17 protein-coding genes and 1 pseudogene are annotated in these 21304 nt (G+C 39.6%); 14 read left to right on the top strand and 4 right to left on the bottom strand.

Features of this window, described 5'->3' with window-relative positions; translation table 11 throughout:
• The first annotated feature begins 45 nt into the window (after positions 1 to 45).
• Entirely contained in the window at positions 46 to 1050 is a 1005-nt protein-coding gene (gene alc / locus HMPREF0023_RS05170) for an allantoicase (RefSeq protein ID WP_008941365.1), read from the top strand.
• 244 nt (positions 1051 to 1294) lie between these two features.
• On the top strand, positions 1295 to 1825 hold the full coding sequence (locus tag HMPREF0023_RS05165; RefSeq protein WP_008941364.1) for an ureidoglycolate lyase: 531 nt from the start codon (positions 1295 to 1297) through the stop codon (positions 1823 to 1825).
• Between the two features lie 12 nt (positions 1826 to 1837).
• Here the strand turns inward: HMPREF0023_RS05165 and HMPREF0023_RS05160 are convergent, their stop codons facing one another.
• Complete coding sequence (locus tag HMPREF0023_RS05160) at positions 1838 to 2851, bottom strand: isopenicillin N synthase family dioxygenase (RefSeq protein WP_008941363.1); 1014 nt, start codon at positions 2849 to 2851, stop codon at positions 1838 to 1840.
• Between the two features lie 671 nt (positions 2852 to 3522).
• On the opposite strand from HMPREF0023_RS05160, the gene HMPREF0023_RS05155 reads away from it, so the two are divergent.
• Genes HMPREF0023_RS05155 through HMPREF0023_RS05140 form a run of 4 tightly spaced genes read left to right on the top strand, consistent with a single transcriptional unit; the run spans position 3523 to position 7594 of the window.
• Entirely contained in the window at positions 3523 to 4500 is a 978-nt protein-coding gene (locus HMPREF0023_RS05155) for an ABC transporter substrate-binding protein (RefSeq protein ID WP_008941362.1), read from the top strand.
• 52 nt (positions 4501 to 4552) lie between these two features.
• Positions 4553 to 5368: an ABC transporter ATP-binding protein gene (locus HMPREF0023_RS05150; RefSeq protein WP_008941361.1), complete on the top strand. Its 816-nt coding sequence runs from the start codon at positions 4553 to 4555 to the stop codon at positions 5366 to 5368.
• Positions 5361 to 6155 (top strand): ABC transporter permease, encoded by a 795-nt coding sequence (locus HMPREF0023_RS05145; RefSeq protein ID WP_017396342.1) that lies wholly within the window; start codon positions 5361 to 5363, stop codon positions 6153 to 6155. The genes HMPREF0023_RS05150 and HMPREF0023_RS05145 overlap by 8 nt, the downstream gene beginning before the upstream one ends.
• Positions 6152 to 7594 carry an amidohydrolase family protein gene (locus HMPREF0023_RS05140; RefSeq protein WP_008941359.1) on the top strand — a complete coding sequence of 481 codons (1443 nt, stop codon included), beginning with the start codon at positions 6152 to 6154 and terminating at the stop codon, positions 7592 to 7594. Before HMPREF0023_RS05145 ends, HMPREF0023_RS05140 begins: the two co-directional genes overlap by 4 nt.
• 271 nt (positions 7595 to 7865) lie before the next feature.
• Here HMPREF0023_RS05140 and puuE read toward each other — a convergent pair whose 3' ends face one another.
• Complete coding sequence (puuE, locus tag HMPREF0023_RS05135; RefSeq protein ID WP_008941358.1) at positions 7866 to 8825, bottom strand: allantoinase PuuE; 960 nt, start codon at positions 8823 to 8825, stop codon at positions 7866 to 7868.
• Between the two features lie 104 nt (positions 8826 to 8929).
• Entirely contained in the window at positions 8930 to 9886 is a 957-nt protein-coding gene (locus HMPREF0023_RS05130; RefSeq protein WP_008941357.1) for a LysR family transcriptional regulator, read from the bottom strand.
• A 174-nt stretch (positions 9887 to 10060) separates the two neighbouring features.
• On the opposite strand from HMPREF0023_RS05130, the gene HMPREF0023_RS05125 reads away from it, so the two are divergent.
• From HMPREF0023_RS05125 to HMPREF0023_RS05095, 7 genes are all read left to right on the top strand, one after another.
• The gene (locus HMPREF0023_RS05125) at positions 10061 to 11116 is read left to right on the top strand and encodes an aromatic ring-hydroxylating oxygenase subunit alpha (RefSeq protein ID WP_008941356.1); all 1056 of its coding nucleotides are present in this window, start codon (positions 10061 to 10063) and stop codon (positions 11114 to 11116) included.
• A 144-nt stretch (positions 11117 to 11260) separates the two neighbouring features.
• Positions 11261 to 12013, top strand: coding sequence for a histidine utilization repressor (hutC, locus tag HMPREF0023_RS05120; RefSeq protein ID WP_008941355.1), 753 nt, complete (start codon positions 11261 to 11263; stop codon positions 12011 to 12013).
• A 333-nt stretch (positions 12014 to 12346) separates the two neighbouring features.
• Positions 12347 to 14023, top strand: a complete 1677-nt coding sequence (gene hutU / locus HMPREF0023_RS05115) for a urocanate hydratase (protein ID WP_026056268.1) — start codon at positions 12347 to 12349, stop codon at positions 14021 to 14023.
• Between the two features lie 89 nt (positions 14024 to 14112).
• On the top strand, positions 14113 to 15651 hold the full coding sequence (gene hutH / locus HMPREF0023_RS05110; RefSeq protein WP_005089962.1) for a histidine ammonia-lyase: 1539 nt from the start codon (positions 14113 to 14115) through the stop codon (positions 15649 to 15651).
• Positions 15652 to 15722: 71 nt separating this feature from the next.
• Positions 15723 to 16931 carry an imidazolonepropionase gene (hutI, locus tag HMPREF0023_RS05105; protein WP_005089964.1) on the top strand — a complete coding sequence of 403 codons (1209 nt, stop codon included), beginning with the start codon at positions 15723 to 15725 and terminating at the stop codon, positions 16929 to 16931.
• A 30-nt stretch (positions 16932 to 16961) separates the two neighbouring features.
• Positions 16962 to 17882 carry a formimidoylglutamase gene (hutG, locus tag HMPREF0023_RS05100; protein WP_005089966.1) on the top strand — a complete coding sequence of 307 codons (921 nt, stop codon included), beginning with the start codon at positions 16962 to 16964 and terminating at the stop codon, positions 17880 to 17882.
• Between the two features lie 36 nt (positions 17883 to 17918).
• Positions 17919 to 19190, top strand: coding sequence for a Glu/Leu/Phe/Val family dehydrogenase (locus tag HMPREF0023_RS05095; protein WP_004639559.1), 1272 nt, complete (start codon positions 17919 to 17921; stop codon positions 19188 to 19190).
• 68 nt (positions 19191 to 19258) lie between these two features.
• Here HMPREF0023_RS05095 and HMPREF0023_RS05090 read toward each other — a convergent pair whose 3' ends face one another.
• A complete protein-coding gene (locus tag HMPREF0023_RS05090; RefSeq protein WP_008941352.1) occupies positions 19259 to 20665 on the bottom strand; it encodes a PLP-dependent aminotransferase family protein in 1407 nt (468 codons plus the stop codon).
• A gap of 229 nt (positions 20666 to 20894) precedes the next feature.
• Between HMPREF0023_RS05090 and HMPREF0023_RS16675 the strand changes: the two are divergent.
• A pseudogene (locus HMPREF0023_RS16675) lies at positions 20895 to 21304 on the top strand (hypothetical protein); the annotation flags it as partial.

The following is a 21304-nucleotide window of genomic DNA, read 5'->3' as shown; positions in this document are numbered from 1 at the left end:
TTTGCATAGAATGAACCATATGAAAATGTTTTGTAGGATTGATCAATGACGGTGCATATTGCCAAAGTAGTGACTTTGCCAGATAACTTACAGGGTTTAACCAATTTAGCTGATGCGCGAATTGGCGCAAGAATTGTGTCATGTTCTGATGAGTTTTTTGCAAGTGCAGAAAGAATGTTACAGCCAGAACCTGCAAAATTCATCGAAGGTAAGTTTGATGATCATGGGAAATGGATGGATGGATGGGAAACACGTCGTAAGCGTGAAGCAGGGTACGATTGGTGTATTGTGCGTTTGGGTGTAACTGGAAAAGTTTCAGGTTTTGACCTCGATACTTCTTTTTTCACGGGTAATTATCCTGCTTCTGCATCGATTGAAGGGTGTTATGCACCTGATGATCAACTGGAAAATACCACTTGGATTCCATTGTTAGAAAACTCGGTTTTGTCTCCAGATCATCATCATTTTTTTAGTTGTGAAGTACATAAAATCACCCATATTCGACTTAATATTTTCCCTGATGGCGGTGTTGCTCGTTTACGTGTTTATGGCAATGTTGTACTGGAAAATATAGATTCAACCCAACAGATTGATCTGATTAGTTTGAAAAATGGAGGACGTATTGTTGCATTTAGTGATGCGCACTATGGGCATCCGAATAATTTACTCAGTCCAGATCGTGGCATCAATATGGGAGATGGTTGGGAAACCAAGCGTCGTCGTGAACCTGGTTTTGACTGGTGCGTTATTGCCTTAGGTCAAGCGGGGCACGTAGAAAAAATAGAAGTTGATACAGCACATTTTAAGGGTAATTTTCCTGCTTTTTGTTCGATACAAGCTGCTTATGTTGAGGATGCAACAGATGCACAGTTGATTCCTCAGAGTATGTTTTGGCCTTTTGTGTTAGAGCAGCAACCGTTATCAATGGATGCGATTCATGCATATATTGCCGAAATTTTGCAGCATCAAAAAGTGAACCATATTCGTGTCAATATGATCCCAGATGGTGGAATTAGTCGGATTCGCTTGTGGGGGGAAATTATTAATTAGATATGAAATTTAGGTATTTATTTACTATCGTGGAGGCGGCATGGATGCCGCCCGTTGGACTGCATTACATGGACGTAATGTCAGTCTAACAAATGGTTTTGCCTACTTTTCCCGAAAGAAAAGTAGGGCGAACCGCAGGTTTATCCTGAGATTTGATGATAACTCAGAATGACTCTGCTAATTATTTTTTAATAATTAGATAATTTTTAAATTAAATTCAAGGTATTAAAGTGAAAATCAATCTATGAAGAAAAACATCCAAATTCAGCCTTTAACTCAAGAGAGTTTTTCCGCTTTTGGTGATGTGATTGAAAAAGAAAATCATGATTTTTTTTCGATTAACCAAGGTCTAACGCAGCGCTATCATGCATTATCAGTTGCTCAAATTACTGGTGATCATGTTACTGTGGGGATGAGTATTTTTCATAATTTATGTGCAACACAGATTCCGTTTAAAATAGATATGCTTGAACGTCATCCTTATGGTTCACAATCATTCATTCCATTACAACAGCAACAATTTATCATTATTGTGGCTTTACCTTTGGATCACTTACAACCAGATGAACAAAAAATCTATGCCTTTTTAAGTAATGGTAAGCAGGGTATTACATATCACCAAGGAGTTTGGCATCATCCGTTGATTACATTGGAAGCTGAAAGTGATTTTTTAGTGGTGGATCGGATTGGTGGTGGACAAAATTGTGATGTACATCATCTGGTTGAACCGAAGTGGGTTATTGAACAGAAACAGTCAGAGATTTCAAGTCTCTGACCGCAAAGTTACTTAATATTTCCCTTTAAAATTTGCACTAATTCTTTGTTTTAGATATTCCTTTGCCGTAATTGATGGATATTTTTTCTGTGGACTTTCGATCAAGACATCTTCATTGGCTTGACAGAAAAATGCCAAACTATAACGTGCGCCTTGATATTCATCAGCTTCAGGATTTTTAACGCGATGAAAATTCGATGGAAGTTGATCATCACTCCAGCGCATCAACATATCACCAATATTACAAGTGATTACGTCATCACGTGGTTCGATACTTGTCCATTGTTGTTGCTCCATGTCTTTACCAGGACAAACTTGTAGACCACCTTGACCTTTACGCTGAAATAGTAAGGTTAAGCAGTCAAAATCGGTGTGTGCACCAGCACGCCATAACCCTAGTTGATCTTTGATCGCAGGATCAATTGCATAGTAGTGCAACATCCGCAGTGTACTTTGATAGGTTTCTTGATCAGGATCATGTGCAAGCGTAAAGAAATTATCTGCGAATCCAAGCTTGTAAGCAAAGCAAGATAATATTTTCATACCCACTTGCCAGCATGCTTTTTCAAACTCAAGCATTGTGGTCTTAAATGCTGGTAATTCTTGTTCGCTGGGATACAACCCCATCATTCGTGGACGAGTGATTTGATAAGATTCCTTTTGATCTGGCGTGCTTGTCGATGGGCGAATTTGAGCTTTGCTTTCCCAACCAGCATTTCGATTCAAATGGTATTGGGATTTGATATGTGTAGGTAGCTCAAAAAACTTTTTTGTCATTTCAAAAGCATTCTGAATTTGTTCTAAATTAATCCCGTGATTTGAAACTTGAAAAAAACCAATATCAGTTGCTGCAGACCAGAGTTGCTCTGCAATTTCATATTTGCGGTGTTCAAAGTTTGACAGATCAATGATACGAACTTCTCTGTCAAAAGTTTCTTGACCTAAAGCCCCCATACGTGCTTCTTTTTGCAGCTCTTCTAAACTGTAATTATTTTCAGCTAAATTGGTCATGTTCGCGCTATTCATATTTCACCTCAATTGTTGAATAAACCATGACCCAATCAAATTGAATGAAAGGCGACTGGGTCATTTTTTCAAAAAAGAGCAACACATCCTAAATAAATAGAATATGAGCTTATTTCTGAGCAATGACCCACATATATTGTTTAGATATATGCTGAACGCTTCTACTCCGACAAATCAATATAAGCATTTTTTATACCAATCTAAAAAGAGATTAATTTATGACCTTGATGTATATAAAATATGAGAAATAATATTGACCAATATAGAATATTTGAATGTCTAAAATTATAGTTTAATATTTGATCCTTTTTTGTGCATGTTATGGTTTAAAAATGGTGCATTTTATTTGTCTATCTAAAATTATTCAAAATTAAAAGTAATGTTAATAAAAAATAGATGGATGATGTGAAATTAAAATAAAAAATATTAGCCTATCTTTATGAAATATATCGATTAAATAAATGCTGGCATGGTGTTTGCTAAATCATAACTGAGTATAAGCGGTTAGTGTGTATTACACATGGGACATTGCTCTACAGCGTTAGCTGTTCCTCTTCTGGGGACAAAGTCATTTCAGGGCTTTGAGAGAATCTGTGTGCCTTTTTACATTCGATTTTTATTCCCCTAAAAGAACAGTGAAATGAGTTCAAACATATTTAGGGGTCTTACTTATGAAAATTCAGCACTATGTAGGCAAAGGGCGATTAGCTGTCATTGCGAGCGCATTACTATTCAGTTCATTTACTCAAGCTGCCGACAAATTAGTTTTACAAACCACATGGTATGCACAAGCAGAGCAAGGTGGTTATTATCAAGCTTTAGCACAAGGAATCTATAAAAAATATGGGCTAGATGTCGATATTAAAATCGGTGGCCCACAAGTCAATAATATGACGTTATTACTTTCTAAACGTGCAGATATTATTATTAATTATGATCTCCAAGTATTAAAAGGTATAGAAAGTAATTTTCCGATCAAGGCAATTGCTGCACCATTTCAATTTGATCCACAAGGTATTTTGACTCACAGCGATGTGAAATCTTTGGCAGATTTGAAAGGAAAAACAATTCTTGTATCTACCAGCGGACAAGCAAGTTGGTGGCCATGGTTGAGAGAAAAATATAATTTAAATGCGGCTCAGGCTCGTCCTTATACTTTCAACATGCAACCATTTTTAGCAAGTAAAAATGTAGCTCAACAAGCCTATGCAACCTCAGAGGTGTTTCAAGCAAAAAAAGCTGAACCTTCGAGTAATTTTTTCTTATTCGCTGATGCTGGATACCCAGCCTATGGTGGAATTCTTGTGACTCGACATGATGTCATTCAAGCAAAACCCGATGTTTTAAAACGTTTCGTACAGGCTTCTATGGAAGGTTGGAAAAACTACCTAGCCGATCCTCGTTTAGGCAATGCGATGATAAAAAAAGAAAATCCCAATATGAATGATGATTTATTGGCTTTTGCAGTTGATCAAATGAAAAAACGAAAATTGATTGATGGCGGAGATGCCAAAACTCGAGGGATTGGCGTGATGACAGACGCGCGTTGGAAAGCAACGCGTGATTTTATGGTAAATGCAGGTTTGCTCAATACTAAAACTAATTGGAAAGCGGCTTATACCACACAGTTCAATCCTGTAAGTAAATAACAATTACATCAGTAGGTTAGAAAATCAGACATTCGTCTCAAGGGGAAACCGCATGAATTCAGTTTTATCTGTAGATATTCCGACTACATCAAATTTTGTTACGCCAATGATTATGGTGCGTGGAGCCGAAAAAACCTATCCAAACGGCACACATGCTTTACAGCGACTTGATCTAGATATTGCACAAGGTGAAATTGTTTCTCTACTTGGACCATCGGGCTGTGGGAAAAGCACATTACTGAAGATGTTTGCCGATCTTGAGCAACCCTCAGCGGGGCAAGTTCGCTGGAATGGTAAGGCGGATATTCAATCACAATGCAAAATGGCAATGGTATTCCAAGAAGCCACACTTATGCCTTGGGCAACGATTGAGGAAAATGTACGTCTGCCACTTGATTTACAACACATTGCTAAGTCGAAAAGTTCCTCCAAAGTATCTGATGCTTTGAAAGCAGTAGGATTAGAGCAATTTGCTAAAGCTTATCCGCGTGAACTTTCAGGAGGAATGCAAATGCGCGCTTCTCTTGCTCGTGCATTAGTGACAGAGCCAGATTTATTACTCATGGATGAACCCTTTGGAGCTTTAGATGAGTTTACTCGACATAAACTCGATAGTGATATCCGAAAACTGTGGTCTGAACGCGATTTAACCGTTGTTTTTGTTACTCATAGTATTTACGAAGCCGTGTATTTGTCTTCTAGAGTGATCGTGATGGGTGCAAGACCTGGTCGAGTAATCGCAGATTTAGAAGTGGATGGACCATATCATCGAGATGAATCTTTTAGAACATCTGATGCGTTTATTAAACAATGTGCACATTTTTCTGCTTTGTTGGCTCAAGCAAACGGAGGGCATGATCATGGTTAAACCTTTAATACAACATCCTGTTATGCAACGTATTGCAGCGCCATTCATGCTTGGCTGCTTCTTATTACTCACATGGCAATTGAGTTTTCAGCAATTAGAAGTTCCCGTTTATGTTGTACCAAAGCCAAGTGATATTGTGATGGCACTGATGAATCAATCTTCGCTGTTGTTTGGTAGTTTATGGGTGACGTTAAAGATCACATTACTTGCTTTTGCTTGTGCAGTGATTATTGGAACTTTAATTGCTTTTCTATTTGTACAAAGTCGTGTTGTAGAAGCATGTTTTATGCCTTATGCCATTTTATTTCAGGTAACTCCGATCGTGGCGATTGCACCTTTAGTGATTATTTGGATTCAAAATACCACTTTGGCATTGGTGGTATGCGCCATGTTAGTCGCTGTTTTCCCAATACTCACCAACACAACTTTAGGCCTACGTAGTGTCAATAAAGGGTTGCTTAATCTTTTTCAGATTAATAAAGCCAGTCGTTGGCAAATTCTGATGCGTCTGCGTGTGCCGAATGCGTTGCCTTATTTCTTTGGTGGCCTACGGATTTCATGTGGTTTAGCGCTTATAGGAGCGGTAGTTTCCGAGTTCGTTGCAGGTGCTGGCGGTACAAGTGCAGGTTTAGCCTATCAAATTTTACAGGCAGGATTCCAACTAGATTTACCTTTAATGTTTGCTGCACTGTTTCTCATTACTTGTACAGGCTTAGGGCTGTTTGTATTGATGTCTTTATTAAGTCGTGTATTTCTTCGTAAATGGCATGAGAGTGAACAAGTATGATGAATAATAGTTATTTGATTAAAAATGCCCATGCTATTTTGACTGGTTTATCAGGTAGTGCTGCTCGATCTTCTGCGCCAGACATTCGTATCCAAGCTGGGGTAATTACTGAAATTGGACAATTGGCTGAGTATGAAAATGAACAGGTAGTAAATGCGAAAGATTGTGTTGTTTATCCTGCATGGGTAAATACCCACCACCATTTATTTCAGTCTTTATTAAAAGGAGAGCCTCAGGGTTTAAATCAAAATTTAAGTTCATGGCTCGCGACTACACCTTATCGTTTTCGTGGTGCATTTGATGAAATGACATTTCGAATCGCAGTGCGTATAGGTTTAATCGAGTTACTACGCTCAGGTTGTGCAACAGTTGCGGATCACCATTATTTATATTGGCCAAAAATGCCGTTTGATGGTGCTGCTATTTTATTTGATGAAGCCGAAAAGCTCGGCATGCGTTTTATATTATGTCGTGGTGGTGCAACGCTTACACGTGGTTTAGAAAGTGATTTACCACAAGCATTACGTCCAGAAAAATTTGATGATTATATGGCTGACATAGAGCGGTTAGTTCATTTATATCATCAATCAGAAGGCAACTCTTTTAGAAAAATTGTAATGGCCCCCACATCAACTTTACATTCCATGACACCAGAACAATTTAGAGAAAGTGCAAAAATTGCTAGAAGGCTTGGTATTGGTATGCATAGTCATTTATCTGAAACGGTAGATTATTTGGACGCAGCAAAAGCTAAATTTAATATGACACCTGTGCAATATTGTGCTGAAAATGATTGGGTGGGCAATGATGTTTGGTTTGCTCATTTGGTGAAGCTATTACCAGAAGAAATCCAGATTTTGGGTCAAACAAAAACAGGAGTTGCACATTGTCCTCAAAGTAATGCGCGTTTAGGCAGTGGTATCGCTGATTTGGTAAGTTTAGAAAAAGCTGGCATGACAATTTCGATTGGTGTTGACGGTGCAGCGTCCAACGAGGCTGCTGATATGTTGTCAGAAACACATGCCGCATGGTTATTACAACGTGCGAGAAAAGGTATGTTGGCAAAACCACAATATGAAGGTGGGATGTTTGAGGGCGGTGCCGATGCTGCAAGTATTGAAGATATTATTCGCTGGGGAACAGTAGGTGGTGCAAAAGTTCTCGGTTTAGATCAAGTCGGTACGATTGAGATCGGTCAACAAGCGGATTTGGTATTGTATTGTTTGGATGATCCTCGTTATTTGGGCTTACACGATATGGCGATTGGTCCTATTGCAAGTGGTGGTCGCGCGTATATTAAAGCGATGTTTATTGCAGGTAAAATGGTGGTGGAAAATGACCAAATTCCTGATGTTGATATGATGGAGCTGGCTTCGCAAGCGAAACAATCAGTAAAGCTGTTACAACAGCGGAGTATGGAGATGGCAAAAATAGCTTGAGTTTGATGAAAAAGTAATTTTAATTATTTTTCAATGGCTGGATTCTTAACTTGTATAAGTTGGCATTACTTTTTAATTGATCCAAAGACGAATTATTCTTGTATAAGCTTTAGCCTTACTTTTGACTGGGCAAAAGTAACAAAACCGCTTTGTTGAGCTGATGGCACATCCTTGATGCCACAGCCCAACGGCGGCATCCCTGCCGCCAACCACAATAGTAAATAATAGTTAAAAGTTTACCTAACTGCGCAAAAATACTTAGATGGTTTTTTTAAGCTATATCATCCTGATAAGGATGATATTTATACCAATGTTCCGCAATTTGCTGACGAGTACAAATCCATACCCGATCATGATTTTGCACATAATCCAAAAAGCGCTGTAATGCTTTAAAACGGGCAGGGCGACCTAGAATTCGACAATGCATCCCGATAGATAACATTTTCGGTGAAGTCGCTCCTTCAGCATACAGCACATCAAAAGCATCTTTTAAATACTCAAAAAAATCTTCACTACGATTGAAGCCAGTCGGAGAGGCGAACTTCATATCATTCGTATCAAGCGTATATGGAATAATGAGATGTGGACGAGTTTCACCATTCTCTTTCGATAGTGTTGTCCAAAAAGGTAGATCATCTCCATAATAATCACTGTCATACTGAATCTGATCATAGTCAGCCAAGAGTTGACGGGTATTGGGACTATCACGCCCTGTATACCAACCTGTTGGATATTCCCCGAATAAATCTTTTAAAATTTGCATGGCTTCAGCCATATGTGCTTTCTCGGTTTCAATATCTACATTTTGATAATGAATCCAACGTAAACCATGAGAAACAACATCATAATGATGCTGTTTAATTGCTTCTACAACTAAGGGATTTCGTTGTAGTGCCATGGCGACTGCAAAGATACTCATAGGTAAATTACGTTTGGCAAACTCTTGATGAATGCGCCAAAAACCAACACGTGAACCATACTCGTAGATGGAATCCATCGAAAGATGGCGAGCAGGATAACTATCAGCCCCACTGATTTCAGAGAGGAACTGCTCTGAACCATCATCACCATGCAAAATGTGTTTTTCTCCACCTTCTTCATAATTCAAGACAAACTGAACGGCTATTTTGGCTTGATTTGGCCACTGAGCATGTGGAGGATGATTGGCATAACCTAGCATATCTCGAGGGTAATCATGGGTGACATGGTTAGTTTGATCTATGAGTGTCATGGGTTTGCCTAAGAAGATGGAAATGTGAAACTTCTCATTAAATTACTTGATGAATTGTTTGGGTGTCAAACAATAAAGTAATATAAATCAAATATTTCTTTGTTTTATTTTGGTGCGTTAATCGAGTTTATTTGCTGGGTAATCTTCATCATGCGCAATTTTAGTGCTTCCATGTGTTCAATGATTTGATTCATCATAATTTGTGATATTCGTGAGAGTTGCCGTTTTGGTGCAACACACAAGGCGAGGGTAATCGGATGTAGTCCATTTTCGTGAATCGTTCTGAATTCAAATTCACCATTTTCAATAAAAGCATAGGCATCTAGATAACTCATGATACCAATGCCTAGACTATTTCTGAGCAATGAAAGCATCATATGAATATCGTTACATTCAATTTGATGGGGTGGATTAAAATCATGTTTCTTGTATAAAGCCATCACATGATCATGAATAATCAGTGGTGCAGCAGCGATGATATGGTTGAATTCAAGTGTATCCGAGAAATAGATTTTTTCTTTATTTGCTAAGGGATGTTGTTTGGGAATGACGAAACCAAGTGGCATTTCAATAAAAGAGCTGACTTGCAATTGATGCTGATGTTTCGGATTGAGGATTAAACCAAAATCGAGTTCTGCGTTAATTACGAGATCGGCAACATAGTCGCTATCTAAGACGCGAATATTGAAATTAATCCAAGGATAATCTTGATGAATGGATTGAATAACATCCGTGACAAAACTTTCACTGAGCGCGGAAATTACGCCAAAATCAATTGAACCACGCTGTAAGCCTTGGATTTCATTCAAGCGCTTTTGTGTCATTTGAAAGTCTTTTTGCCAACTTCGCAAATCTGCATATAGCAACTCACCGGCCAAAGTTAGTTTTAAGCCATTTGGCAGGCGTTCAAATAAAGCTACACCAAGTTCCTCTTCAGCTAAAACGATCTGACGATGTATCGCTGAAACTGAAATAAAAAGCTGATCAGCTGCTTTTCTTAGACTACCTGTTTTGGCGACTGCAATAAAATATTCAGCGAAGCGAGAAAAGGGTAATGCCATTACATGTACGTTTTATAAAAATAAGTATTTATACAAAAGCAATTTTAGTGCCGTTACTGTTCTAATTTTTAGAATGAATGATCAAATTCATTCTAATAGACGAAAAAAATGTTCTGTTCCACACTGCATTTAAGCCATATCGATCCGTGATCTTTAGCAGAAAGAGAGCAAAACATGAATGCAATTCCTTCAATCAATCTTCCAAATAAACCTTGTCACAGTCAGTTTGACGATCAGGATTGGCACATATTGGCTCAACATTGGTATCCCGTAGCACGAGTTGAAGATGTAACGACTAAGCCACAGCAAGTCACGTTGCTTGATCTGAATATGGCAATTTATAAAACTGAGTCAGGTAACATTCATTTAGTTCGTGATATTTGTCCACATCGAGGTGTACCGTTAAGCAAGGGTTGGGTTGAAGGCGAAACGATTATTTGTCCTTATCATGGTTTACATTTCAATGAGCAAGGTAAATGCATCAAAATTCCTGCACAGCCTGATCTAACCAAAATTTCTGATCGTTTTTCCTTAACCAAATTTCCTGTGGTCATAAAATATGGTTTGGTATGGACGAGTATTTTAGGACGAGACGAAAGCTCGGCAAATTTCCCAGTACTGGATACATGGGATACAGAAGAACACCAAGGAATTTTACCTCCATATGTTGATATTGCTGGTTCAAGTGGTCGTCAATTAGAGGGTTTTATTGATGTGGCGCATTTTGCTTGGGTGCATCACAATGCATTTGCGGACAGAGAGAATCCTGTCGTTCCAAAGTATTCGACTGAACGCACCAATTATGGGTTACATACTGAATATGTCAGTAACGTCAGTAATTATCCACATGGGATGCAACATTTAGCGCCTGATGATTTCCTTTGGGAGCGGATTTTTGATGTTTATCCACCATTTTCAGCAGTATTGACGATTCATTTTCCAAATGATGGTGTATTAAAGATTTTAAATGCCTGTTGCCCAATCTCACATAATAAAACTCGATTGTTTGTACCACTAACACGTAACTTTGATACCACTGGGGATTTGCAAGCTGTTTATGACTTTAATGCACAAATTTTTGCAGAAGATCAGGAGATGGTAGAGTCTCAAAAACCTGAAGAATTACCTGTAGATATTACCATGGAAGCACATTTTGAAGCTGATCGCTCTTCAAACATGTATCGTCGTATATTGGCAGATTGGGGGTTGAGTAAGCGCTATACCGTTTAGCTTACGAGTTTATCAACTCAAGAATTCAAGTGAACAAAATTCCATATTATTTAAAAGTGGGATTCTAATTGTATAAGCTTGTATATACAAATTGACACTAATCCATATACAATAGCTGAAAGTATTTTGTATGAGTTTTAGTCAATGTCAAGAACATCCAAGCAAAACGATTTGGATTTATCACTCGGGGAAGATAGTCCCGTTCCTTTATATTTACGTGTAAAGCAAATGATTTCACAAAAAATCTATGAAGGCACATGGACAGTCAATAAAAAGATTCCATCCGAGAGTGAATTAGTCAATTTGCTTGGTTGCAGTCGTATGACAGTCAACCGCGCTTTGCGTGAGTTGACTAGTGAAGGCTTGTTGGTACGTATACAAGGTGTGGGTTCTTTTGTTGCGGAAGGACAAGGGCGAACAGCTTTATTTCACGTGAATAATATTGCTGAAGAGATTATCGCTCGAAATCATAAGCATCGTGCAGAAGTGTTAGTGTTAGAGCAAATTCAAGCTGATGCTGAGCAGAGTGTGTTAATGCAGATGCGTGAAGGGCAAAAGCTATTTCATTCGACTATTGTGCATTATGAAAATGATGTGCCTGTACAAATCGAAGACCGTTTGGTTGATCCAGTGTTAATCTCAGATTACTTAGCACAAGATTTTACAGCGATTACACCGAATGCATATTTGATGTCAAAAGCACCTGTAACCGAGGGTGAGCATGTGGTTACGGCGATTTTAGCTTCGGCTCAAGAATGTAAATGGTTGAAGATTAATAAAACCGAGCCTTGTCTGTTGATCCGCCGCCGTACATGGTCAAATAAACAATTGATTTCTAGCGCGCGTTTGATTTATCCGGGTAGTCGTTATTATCTGGAAGGTAAGTTTACGCAATGATTTTATCTTTCTAATCTCATTGGAAATACTTGAAAAATATCGCTTTTAGTCAGCAGAATATACAACATGCTTGTCTAATAGCACTGAAAAAGTCTAATTTTATCTCTCTTTTTTTAAACCCATACAAATTGTAGTTGTATGGGTTTTTTGTTGTCGAATAAAAAATAAATTATTTTATTTCATATGCTTGAGATTTATTTTTAGAAATGGAATGAAATGCATCTTTTCAAGTTAAAAGTTTTGTGTAGTATATAGATGTATATACAAGTTAATACATGCTATATCGTAAAGAGCAGTTTAATTTGCTAACCAAATTCCATCGAAAGGAGTCTCATCGTGACAACGACAACAAAATTTCGTGACGTAGAAATTCGCGCACCACGTGGTACACAGCTCAGTGCTAAAAGTTGGTTAACTGAAGCGCCGTTACGCATGCTGATGAATAATCTTGACCCTGATGTTGCAGAAAATCCGAAAGAGCTTGTTGTTTACGGTGGGATTGGACGAGCAGCACGTAATTGGGAATGCTTTGATAAGATCGTTGAAACATTAAAAACACTAGAAGCTGATGAAACCCTATTGGTTCAATCAGGGAAACCTGTTGGCGTGTTCAAAACCCATAAAGATGCACCGCGCGTTTTGATTGCGAACTCGAACTTGGTACCGCACTGGGCGAATTGGGAACATTTCAATGAATTAGATGCAAAAGGCTTGGCGATGTACGGTCAAATGACAGCAGGTTCTTGGATCTATATTGGTAGCCAAGGCATCGTACAAGGTACATACGAAACTTTTGTAGAAGCAGGTCGTCAACATTACAACGGTGATTTAACAGGTCGTTGGGTACTCACTGCTGGTTTAGGTGGTATGGGTGGTGCTCAACCATTAGCAGCAACATTGGCTGGTGCTTGTTCACTGAATATTGAATGCCAACAAACCAGTATCGATTTCCGTTTACGCACACGTTATGTTGATGAACAAGCGACTGATTTGGATGATGCATTAGCTCGTATTGAAAAATACACCAAAGAAGGTAAAGCTGTTTCAATTGCATTGCATGGTAATGCAGCAGAAATTTTACCTGAGCTTGTGCGTCGCGGTGTACGTCCAGATATGGTCACTGATCAAACCAGTGCACATGATCCACTTAATGGTTATTTGCCAGTAGGTTGGACATGGGTGGAGTATCGTCAACGTGCTCAAACTGAACCTGAAGTTGTGGTAAAAGCGGCTAAACAATCGATGGCAAAACACGTACAAGCGATGCTTGATTTCCAAAAAATGGGTGTGCCAACATTTGACTATGGCAATAACATTCGTCAAATGGCACAAGAAGAAGGTGTTGCGAACGCTTTTGATTTCCCAGGTTTTGTTCCTGCTTATATTCGTCCATTGTTCTGTCGTGGTGTAGGTCCATTCCGTTGGGTTGCATTGTCTGGTGATCCAGAAGATATCTATAAAACAGATGCAAAAGTAAAAGAGTTAATCCCTGATGATGAGCATTTGCATCGTTGGTTGGATATGGCGCGTGAACGTATTAGCTTCCAAGGTCTACCAGCACGTATTTGTTGGGTCGGTTTAGGTTTACGTGCAAAACTCGGTTTAGCTTTTAATGAAATGGTTCGCAGTGGTGAACTTTCTGCGCCGATCGTCATTGGTCGTGATCATTTAGATTCAGGTTCAGTATCAAGTCCGAATCGTGAAACAGAAGCGATGCAAGATGGTTCAGATGCAGTATCAGATTGGCCATTATTAAATGCGCTCTTGAACACCGCAGGTGGCGCAACTTGGGTATCGCTGCATCATGGTGGTGGTGTAGGTATGGGGTTCTCTCAACACTCTGGTGTCGTGATTGTATGTGATGGTACTGATGAAGCAGCAGCACGTATTGCACGTGTATTGACCAATGACCCTGCAACAGGAGTGATGCGTCATGCAGATGCAGGTTATGACATTGCGATTGATTGTGCTAAAGAGCAAGGTTTGAACTTGCCAATGATTACTCAATAAAAAATCACTCAATCACATTTACGGCGTTTTTTGCAATTGTGTAAGAGGCGCTGTAAGAGAACAATATAGTTCAAAATAGGACACCAATCATGGAACTTCTCATTCAACCCGGCAAATTAACGCTAGCAGATCTTCGCCAAGCTTATTTAAATCCGATTAAAGTTAAACTTGATGAAAGTGCATCGGCTGCGATAGAGGCCAGCGTTGCTTGCGTGGAAAAAATTGTCAATGAAGGTCGTACTGCCTACGGGATTAATACAGGTTTTGGCTTGCTTGCCTCAACGAAAATTGCGCCTGAAGATTTAGAGAAACTACAACGTTCATTGGTTCTTTCGCACGCTGCAGGTGTTGGCGAGCCATTAGATGATGCGATGGTTCGTTTAATCATGTTGCTTAAAGCCAATAGTTTGGCACGAGGTTTTTCTGGTATTCGTCGCAAAGTGATTGATGCCATTATTGCGTTGATCAATGCGGAAGTCTATCCACATATTCCACTCAAAGGATCGGTTGGTGCTTCAGGTGATTTAGCCCCATTAGCACACATGTCATTGGTTTTATTAGGTGAGGGTAAAGCTCGCTATAAAGGTGAGTGGCTATCTGCTGTTGATGCACTAAAAGCGGCTGGTTTAGAACCAATTTCTCTTGCGGCTAAAGAAGGTTTGGCCTTATTAAATGGTACACAAGTATCAACAGCGTATGCGTTACGTGGTTTATTTGAAGCAGAAGATTTATTTGCAGCAGCTACGGTTTGTGGTGGTTTAAGCGTTGAAGCAATGCTGGGTTCACGTGCACCATTTGATGCGCGTATCCATGAAGCACGTGGTCAACGTGGGCAAATCGATGTTGCTGCGGCTTATCGTGACTTATTGACTGACTCAAGTGAAATTGCCCACTCACATGAAGATTGCAGCAAAGTTCAAGATCCATATTCACTGCGTTGCCAACCTCAAGTGATGGGTGCTTGTTTGACCCAAATTCGTCAAGCAGCGGAAGTATTAGAAATTGAATCAAATGCTGTGTCGGATAATCCACTGGTTTTCGCTGCTGAAGGTGATGTGATTTCAGGTGGTAATTTCCATGCTGAGCCTGTTGCGATGGCAGCAGATAATTTGGCATTGGCAATTGCAGAAATTGGTTCACTGTCTGAACGTCGTATTTCGATGATGATGGATCGCCATATGTCACAACTTCCACCGTTCTTAGTTGCCAATGGTGGGGTCAATTCAGGATTTATGATTGCTCAAGTGACTGCCGCAGCTTTGGCAAGTGACAATAAAGCTTTAGCACATCCTGCAAGTGTAGATAGTTTGCCAACTTCAGCAAACCAAGAAGACCATGTTTCTATGGCACCAAATGCAGGGAAACGTTTATGGTACATGGCTGATAATGTTCGTGGCATCTTGGCAGTGGAGTGGTTAGGTGCCTGTCAAGGTCTTGATTTCCGTGAAGGTTTAAAAAGCTCTACGAAACTTGAACGTGCGCGTAAAGTGTTGCGTGATCAAGTGCCGTATTACAGTGAAGACCGTTTCTTTGCTCCTGATATTGAACAAGCAAGTGAGTTACTCGCAAGTGGTTGTTTGAATGAGCTCATTCTCCCAAATTTGTTACCGAGTTTAGTTAAAGCTTAATCAATAGAACTAGAACATGAAAGACAAAATAGCCTAAGTAGTTAATGCTTGGGCTATTTGAGGATAAATGCATGAAAAAGCTTTGGAAAAACTCTCATATTGCCACGATGCAAAATGGACAATATTCCAGTATAGAAAATGCAGCCATGGTCACAGATGGAAAGCATATTGATTGGATCGGTTTAGAAAAAGATGTACCTCCACTAGAGTTTGAAGAATCTATTGATCTCAATGGTGCATGGGTCACGCCTGGCATGATTGATTGTCATACCCATAGTGTTTTTGGGGGGAATCGTAGTGTTGAGTTCGAACAACGTTTACAAGGTGTGAGCTATGCGGAGATTGCTGCAAATGGGGGTGGTATCGCCAGTACTGTGCGGGCAACCCGTGAAGCAACTGAAGCGCAGTTACTTGAATCAGCGCTAAAACGTATTCGTTGCATGTTAAAAGAAGGTGTGACGACCATTGAAATCAAGTCAGGTTATGGCTTGGATTATGAAAATGAACGGAAAATGTTGCGTGTCATTCGTCAGATTGCACAAACATTACCTATGACTGTGAAAAGCACGTGCTTAGCTGCACATGCATTGCCGCCTGAATTTAAAGATCAAGGTGATGCCTATATTGAGCATGTTTGTACAGAAATGTTGCCCAAACTGCATCAAGAAGGGCTTGTCGATGCTGTTGATGCGTTCTGTGAGTATTTAGCATTTTCACCTGAACAAGTTGAGCGTGTATTTAAAACAGCGAAAACATTAAATCTTCCAATTAAATTGCATGCAGAACAGCTTTCTTCATTGGGTGGTTCAAGTTTAGCTGCACGTTACCATGCATTATCTGCTGATCACTTAGAGTTCATGACGGAAGATGATGTTAAGGCAATGGCTGAGACTGGAACGGTTGCTGTGCTATTGCCCGGTGCATTTTATTTTTTGAGAGAAACCCAACTTCCGCCATTAGAAAGCCTGCATAAGCATGGTGTTCGGATTGCATTATCTAGCGATTTGAATCCAGGAACTTCACCAGCTTTGTCCTTACGTTTGATGTTGAATATGGGCAGTACTTTGTTTCGTTTAACGCCTGAACAAGCCTTGGCGGGTGTCACGATTCATGCCGCTCATGCATTAGGTTTACAGTCAACACACGGCAGCTTAGAACAGGGAAAATATGCGGATTTTATTGCATGGGATATTGAGCACCCTTCTGAAATTGTGTATTGGCTCGGCGGTGATTTAAGCAAAAGAATCGTACGACACGGTACTGAAATTTCGATCAGCTAAGTGCATAACATTTAAGTAGCGATATTAATTATGGATCATTCATTTAAGTGGCAAGGAAGATATGATGGAGAAGGTGAGGCGCACTTACGTATCCATCAGGTGGTCAATACCAGTCAACACGCCACATATGCATTCATTGGCTTTAGTTCAGATGAAGGCGTAAAGCGAAATAAAGGTCGTGTCGGTGCTGCGGATGCGCCAGATCTGATTCGTGCTCAATTGGCGAATTTACCTGTGCACCAACCTGTCACAATTGCTGATCTTGGAACCATCGTTTGTGATAGTGGTAAGTTGGAAGCTGCACAGGCTGAATTGGCTGATCAGGTTGAACGTTGTTTGAAACAGGGCATGAAACCGATCGTCTTAGGCGGTGGGCATGAGGTTGCTTTTGGTAGTTTTTCAGGTTTGTTTCAATATATTCAAAATCACGAGCCAAATAAAAAGATTGGAATTATCAATTTCGATGCCCATTTTGATCTTCGTGAAGCAGAGCAAGTCACTTCAGGCACGCCTTTTCTCAATGCAGCAACATTATCAGCACAACATCAACAAGAGTTTCATTATCTATGCATTGGTGTGGCGAAGCATTCCAATACCAAGATTTTGTTTGAAACAGCAGATCGTTTGAACAGTACTTATATTTACGATAATGAATTACAACAGAAAAATGTCGAAAATATAATCTTAAAAATACAAAAATTTATCGGAAAAGTTGACTATTTGTATATTACAGTTGACCTTGATGTATTTAGTGCTAGCATTGCGCCGGGTGTAAGCGCACCGGCGGTAAAAGGAGTTGATTTATCGGTATTTGATCCATTATTAGAAGCCATTAAGGAAACCGGCAAAATTAAAGTTTTTGATGTGGCTGAATGTAATCCACGGTTCGATTTGGATAGCAGAACTGCCAAATTAGCCGCTTATATAATTTTTAACTATATATTTGATTGATGGTTCACGTGAACCTTTCAAAAGGATAAGGCAAAAATGTCTAATTTATCTTATGTCTCTCAAAATGACGGTCCATGGGCAACTTATCTCGAACAGATCGAGCGTGTTGCTCCATATCTAGAAGGTCTAGAAGGTTATGTGGATACATTGAAGCGCCCAAAACGTGCTTTGATCGTTGACGTGCCAATTGTTATGGACGATGGCACAATTCGTCATTTTGAGGGTTATCGTGTACAACACAACTTGTCACGTGGTCCGGGTAAAGGCGGTATTCGCTATCACCCAGATGTAGATTTAAATGAAGTAATGGCACTTTCAGCATGGATGACAATTAAGACTGCGGTGGTAAATCTACCATTTGGCGGTGCAAAAGGCGGTATCCGTGTTGACCCACGTCAACTTTCTCCACGTGAATTAGAACGCTTAACACGCCGTTATACCAGTGAAATCAGCCATATTATTGGCCCACAAAAAGATATTCCTGCACCAGACGTGGGTACTAATCCAAACGTTATGGGCTGGATCATGGATACTTATTCATCGGGTCAAGGTCATACCGTAACGGGTGTGGTAACTGGTAAACCTGTACATTTGGGCGGTTCTTTGGGGCGTATCAAAGCAACAGGCCGAGGTGTATTTATTACTGGTCAGCAAGTTGCTGAAAAAATCAAATTGCCTTTAGATGGCGCTAAAGTTGCGGTGCAAGGTTTTGGTAACGTAGGTAGTGAAGCTGCGTATTTATTTGTTGAATCAAAATCTAAAATCGTAACAATCCAGGACCATACAGGTACGATTTACAATCCTGACGGGATTGATCTTGCGGCATTAAAAACACACATGGAAACTCATCAAGGTGTGGGTGGTTTTGCTGGTGCGCAAGCGATCAGCGATGAAGCGTTCTGGACTGTAGACATGGATATCTTGATCCCTGCTGCGTTAGAAAGTCAGATCACGGTTGAACGTGCGAAAAATTTATCAGCAAAACTGGTACTTGAAGGCGCGAACGGCCCAACATATCCAGAAGCAGATGACATCCTCGTTGAACGTGGTATCACTGTTGTTCCAGACGTAATCTGTAATGCGGGTGGTGTAACCGTATCTTATTTCGAATGGGTTCAGGATATGTCGAGCTATTTCTGGTCAGAAGAAGAAATCAATGAGCGTCTTGATAAACTTATGATTCAAGCGATTAATGATGTATGGCACAAATCAAGTGAGAAAGAATGTACTTTACGTACAGCTGCTTTCATTTTGGGTTGTGAGCGCATTTTAAAAGCACGTAAAGAGCGTGGTATTTTCCCTGGTTAGTTTATAACTCGGTGAATCAAAACGCTCTTAAGCTAAATGGCTTAAGGGCGTTTTTTTATGGGATTGAGCTAGATTGCTTCCTGAACAGCTTGAATAAATTGATCTACTGCATATTGAATATGCATTGTCCATTCAAAAGAGCAATTCATTCGAATAAAGTGTTGATGTGAAGGTAGTACATTAAAGAGCGGACTTGGCGCGATTCCAATCTGTTGTTGGATCAGCTGTTCATAGATTTGCATACTGTTGACTTTGTCAGGCAGTTGAATCCATAGAAAATAGCCGCTTGGGTAGTTAAAGACTTTGCAGCCTTTGGGTAAATGTTGTTTGAGATATTGAAAAAATTGTTTTTTATTCTTTTCTAGAGCACGTCTAAGCGTTCTCAAATGCTTTTCATAATGATGATGTGATAAGAACTCAACCAATGCATTTTGAATCAGTGCATTCGCAGAAATGGTGCTCATCAATTGTAAATGTTGGATGTGTTCTGAGAACTTACCTGCATAAACCCAGCCTATACGGAAGCCAGAGCCTAAGGTCTTGGAGAAAGATGAACAGTGTAAGACAAAGTTTTGTTGATCAAAATATTTCATCGGTAGTGGTTTTTGAGCACCATAGAACAACTCTTCATAGACATCATCTTCGATTAAATGAATTTGGTGCTCGTGTAAAAGCTTGGCAATTTTATACTTAGTGTCCTTGCTGGCTGTAAAGCCAATCGGATTATGAGCATTGAGCATGAACCAACAGACTTTAATTGGATAATCTCGAATAACTTGCTCAAAAGCCTCAAGATCAAAGCCATGTAGGGGATGTTCAGGCAGGGTGATGACCTTCAAACCTAAACGTTCAGCCGCTTGCCATGCACCATAGAAAATTGTTTGCTGCAACAGAATATAATCACCAGGTTGCGTGATGGTCTGTAGTGATAAATTTAAAGCTTCCAAGCCCCCAGATGTGATAACGATATCATCAGCATCGGTTGGTATGCCTTGCATACAATAGCGCTGAGCAATAAGTTTTCTTAAGGCAAAATTTCCCGGTGGAAGATTGGAGGTTTGATCATAACTTTGCCGATTGCGAGAAAGTTGTCCCATGATTTGAATTAACTTGGGTGGATAGAGCAATTGGCTATCTGGAAACGCTGATCCTAAGGGGCAGATTTGATCCGACTGAATCGACTTTAGATATTTAAATACTAGCGAGTTGATTTCAATTTTGGGATTTAATGACACCACAGTGGAGGCTTGTGGAATATGTTGATGACTTTGTTCAGCAACGAAATAACCCGATTTTTCTTTTGAATAAATTAAGCCCTGTGCTTCTAGTTCTTGATAAGCATTCATTACTGTAATGAGACTAAAACCAGATCGTTGGACTTGTTCTCGTAAGGACGGCAATTTGCTATGAGGTTCCCATGATCCATTTTCGATGAGAAGTTTCAGCTGATGTGCTAACTGTTCTGATTTATACATAAAATACCCAGATCAAACTTTTCTGTTTATGAGTAATGCCTTTTATATAAATAATTTTATAACAGATAAATGAAAAAGAAATGATCTGTTATATTTTTTTAGTAAAACTCTGTAGCTACTTATCAATTTGTATTCATTGCACAATAAAGCCATCAACCAAGCAGCTTGTTAGATTACTCAAAAAATAAGTTGCTGGATCTCAAGCTACTGATTCGGCTGGATGGCATCAATGACGTTTGTAACCCCAGAACTCAATGCAATAACTCGGCTTTTTCCAGAGCAGCAACCTTCTGAATGGATACAGCACAAGTTATGTCTAGAATATGTCAATTTAGAAGCGACGCTACTCAGAGCGAAAGTACTAAGAAACTTTTCTAAAGCGCGTGTCGTGTATATTGCGCAAGCCCAAATTGTTAAAAATGACAATAATCTTGCGTACTTATTTGCGCCATTGATCATCGCCAACTTAAATCAATCTGTGATTTATACCACTTCGTACTCACTGTCTGTATTTAAGATTCTGAATCAATATTATCAATCAGATCGAAGTATTCATTTGAAAATTGAAGAGGTGATACAAAGCCTCAACTTATATGTCGATCTGGTTGATCAGCCTAGAAATGAAGAAGATTTCTTGTA

The organism is Acinetobacter sp. ATCC 27244 (assembly GCF_000156555.1).
Classification (GTDB): Bacteria; Pseudomonadota; Gammaproteobacteria; order Pseudomonadales; family Moraxellaceae; genus Acinetobacter; species Acinetobacter haemolyticus.
Note: the sequence above shows the minus strand (reverse complement) of the source record. Positions and strands in the feature narration are given on the sequence as shown.

Excerpts from the sequence above, each read along its gene's own strand:
- HMPREF0023_RS05155 (WP_008941362.1), top strand. The coding sequence starts at position 3,523 with ATGAAAATTCAGCACTATGTAGGCAAAGGGCGATTAGCTGTCATTGCG.
- HMPREF0023_RS05140 (WP_008941359.1), top strand. The coding sequence starts at position 6,152 with ATGATGAATAATAGTTATTTGATTAAAAATGCCCATGCTATTTTGACT.
- HMPREF0023_RS05125 (WP_008941356.1), top strand. The coding sequence starts at position 10,061 with ATGAATGCAATTCCTTCAATCAATCTTCCAAATAAACCTTGTCACAGT.
- hutC (WP_008941355.1), top strand. The coding sequence starts at position 11,261 with ATGTCAAGAACATCCAAGCAAAACGATTTGGATTTATCACTCGGGGAA.
- hutI (WP_005089964.1), top strand. The coding sequence starts at position 15,723 with ATGAAAAAGCTTTGGAAAAACTCTCATATTGCCACGATGCAAAATGGA.
- HMPREF0023_RS05095 (WP_004639559.1), top strand. The coding sequence starts at position 17,919 with ATGTCTAATTTATCTTATGTCTCTCAAAATGACGGTCCATGGGCAACT.
- alc (WP_008941365.1), top strand. The coding sequence starts at position 46 with ATGACGGTGCATATTGCCAAAGTAGTGACTTTGCCAGATAACTTACAG.
- HMPREF0023_RS05090 (WP_008941352.1), bottom strand. The coding sequence starts at position 20,665 with ATGTATAAATCAGAACAGTTAGCACATCAGCTGAAACTTCTCATCGAA.
- hutG (WP_005089966.1), top strand. The coding sequence starts at position 16,962 with ATGGATCATTCATTTAAGTGGCAAGGAAGATATGATGGAGAAGGTGAG.
- puuE (WP_008941358.1), bottom strand. The coding sequence starts at position 8,825 with ATGACACTCATAGATCAAACTAACCATGTCACCCATGATTACCCTCGA.
- hutH (WP_005089962.1), top strand. The coding sequence starts at position 14,113 with ATGGAACTTCTCATTCAACCCGGCAAATTAACGCTAGCAGATCTTCGC.
- HMPREF0023_RS05165 (WP_008941364.1), top strand. The coding sequence starts at position 1,295 with ATGAAGAAAAACATCCAAATTCAGCCTTTAACTCAAGAGAGTTTTTCC.
- HMPREF0023_RS05145 (WP_017396342.1), top strand. The coding sequence starts at position 5,361 with ATGGTTAAACCTTTAATACAACATCCTGTTATGCAACGTATTGCAGCG.
- HMPREF0023_RS05160 (WP_008941363.1), bottom strand. The coding sequence starts at position 2,851 with ATGAATAGCGCGAACATGACCAATTTAGCTGAAAATAATTACAGTTTA.
- HMPREF0023_RS05150 (WP_008941361.1), top strand. The coding sequence starts at position 4,553 with ATGAATTCAGTTTTATCTGTAGATATTCCGACTACATCAAATTTTGTT.
- HMPREF0023_RS05130 (WP_008941357.1), bottom strand. The coding sequence starts at position 9,886 with ATGGCATTACCCTTTTCTCGCTTCGCTGAATATTTTATTGCAGTCGCC.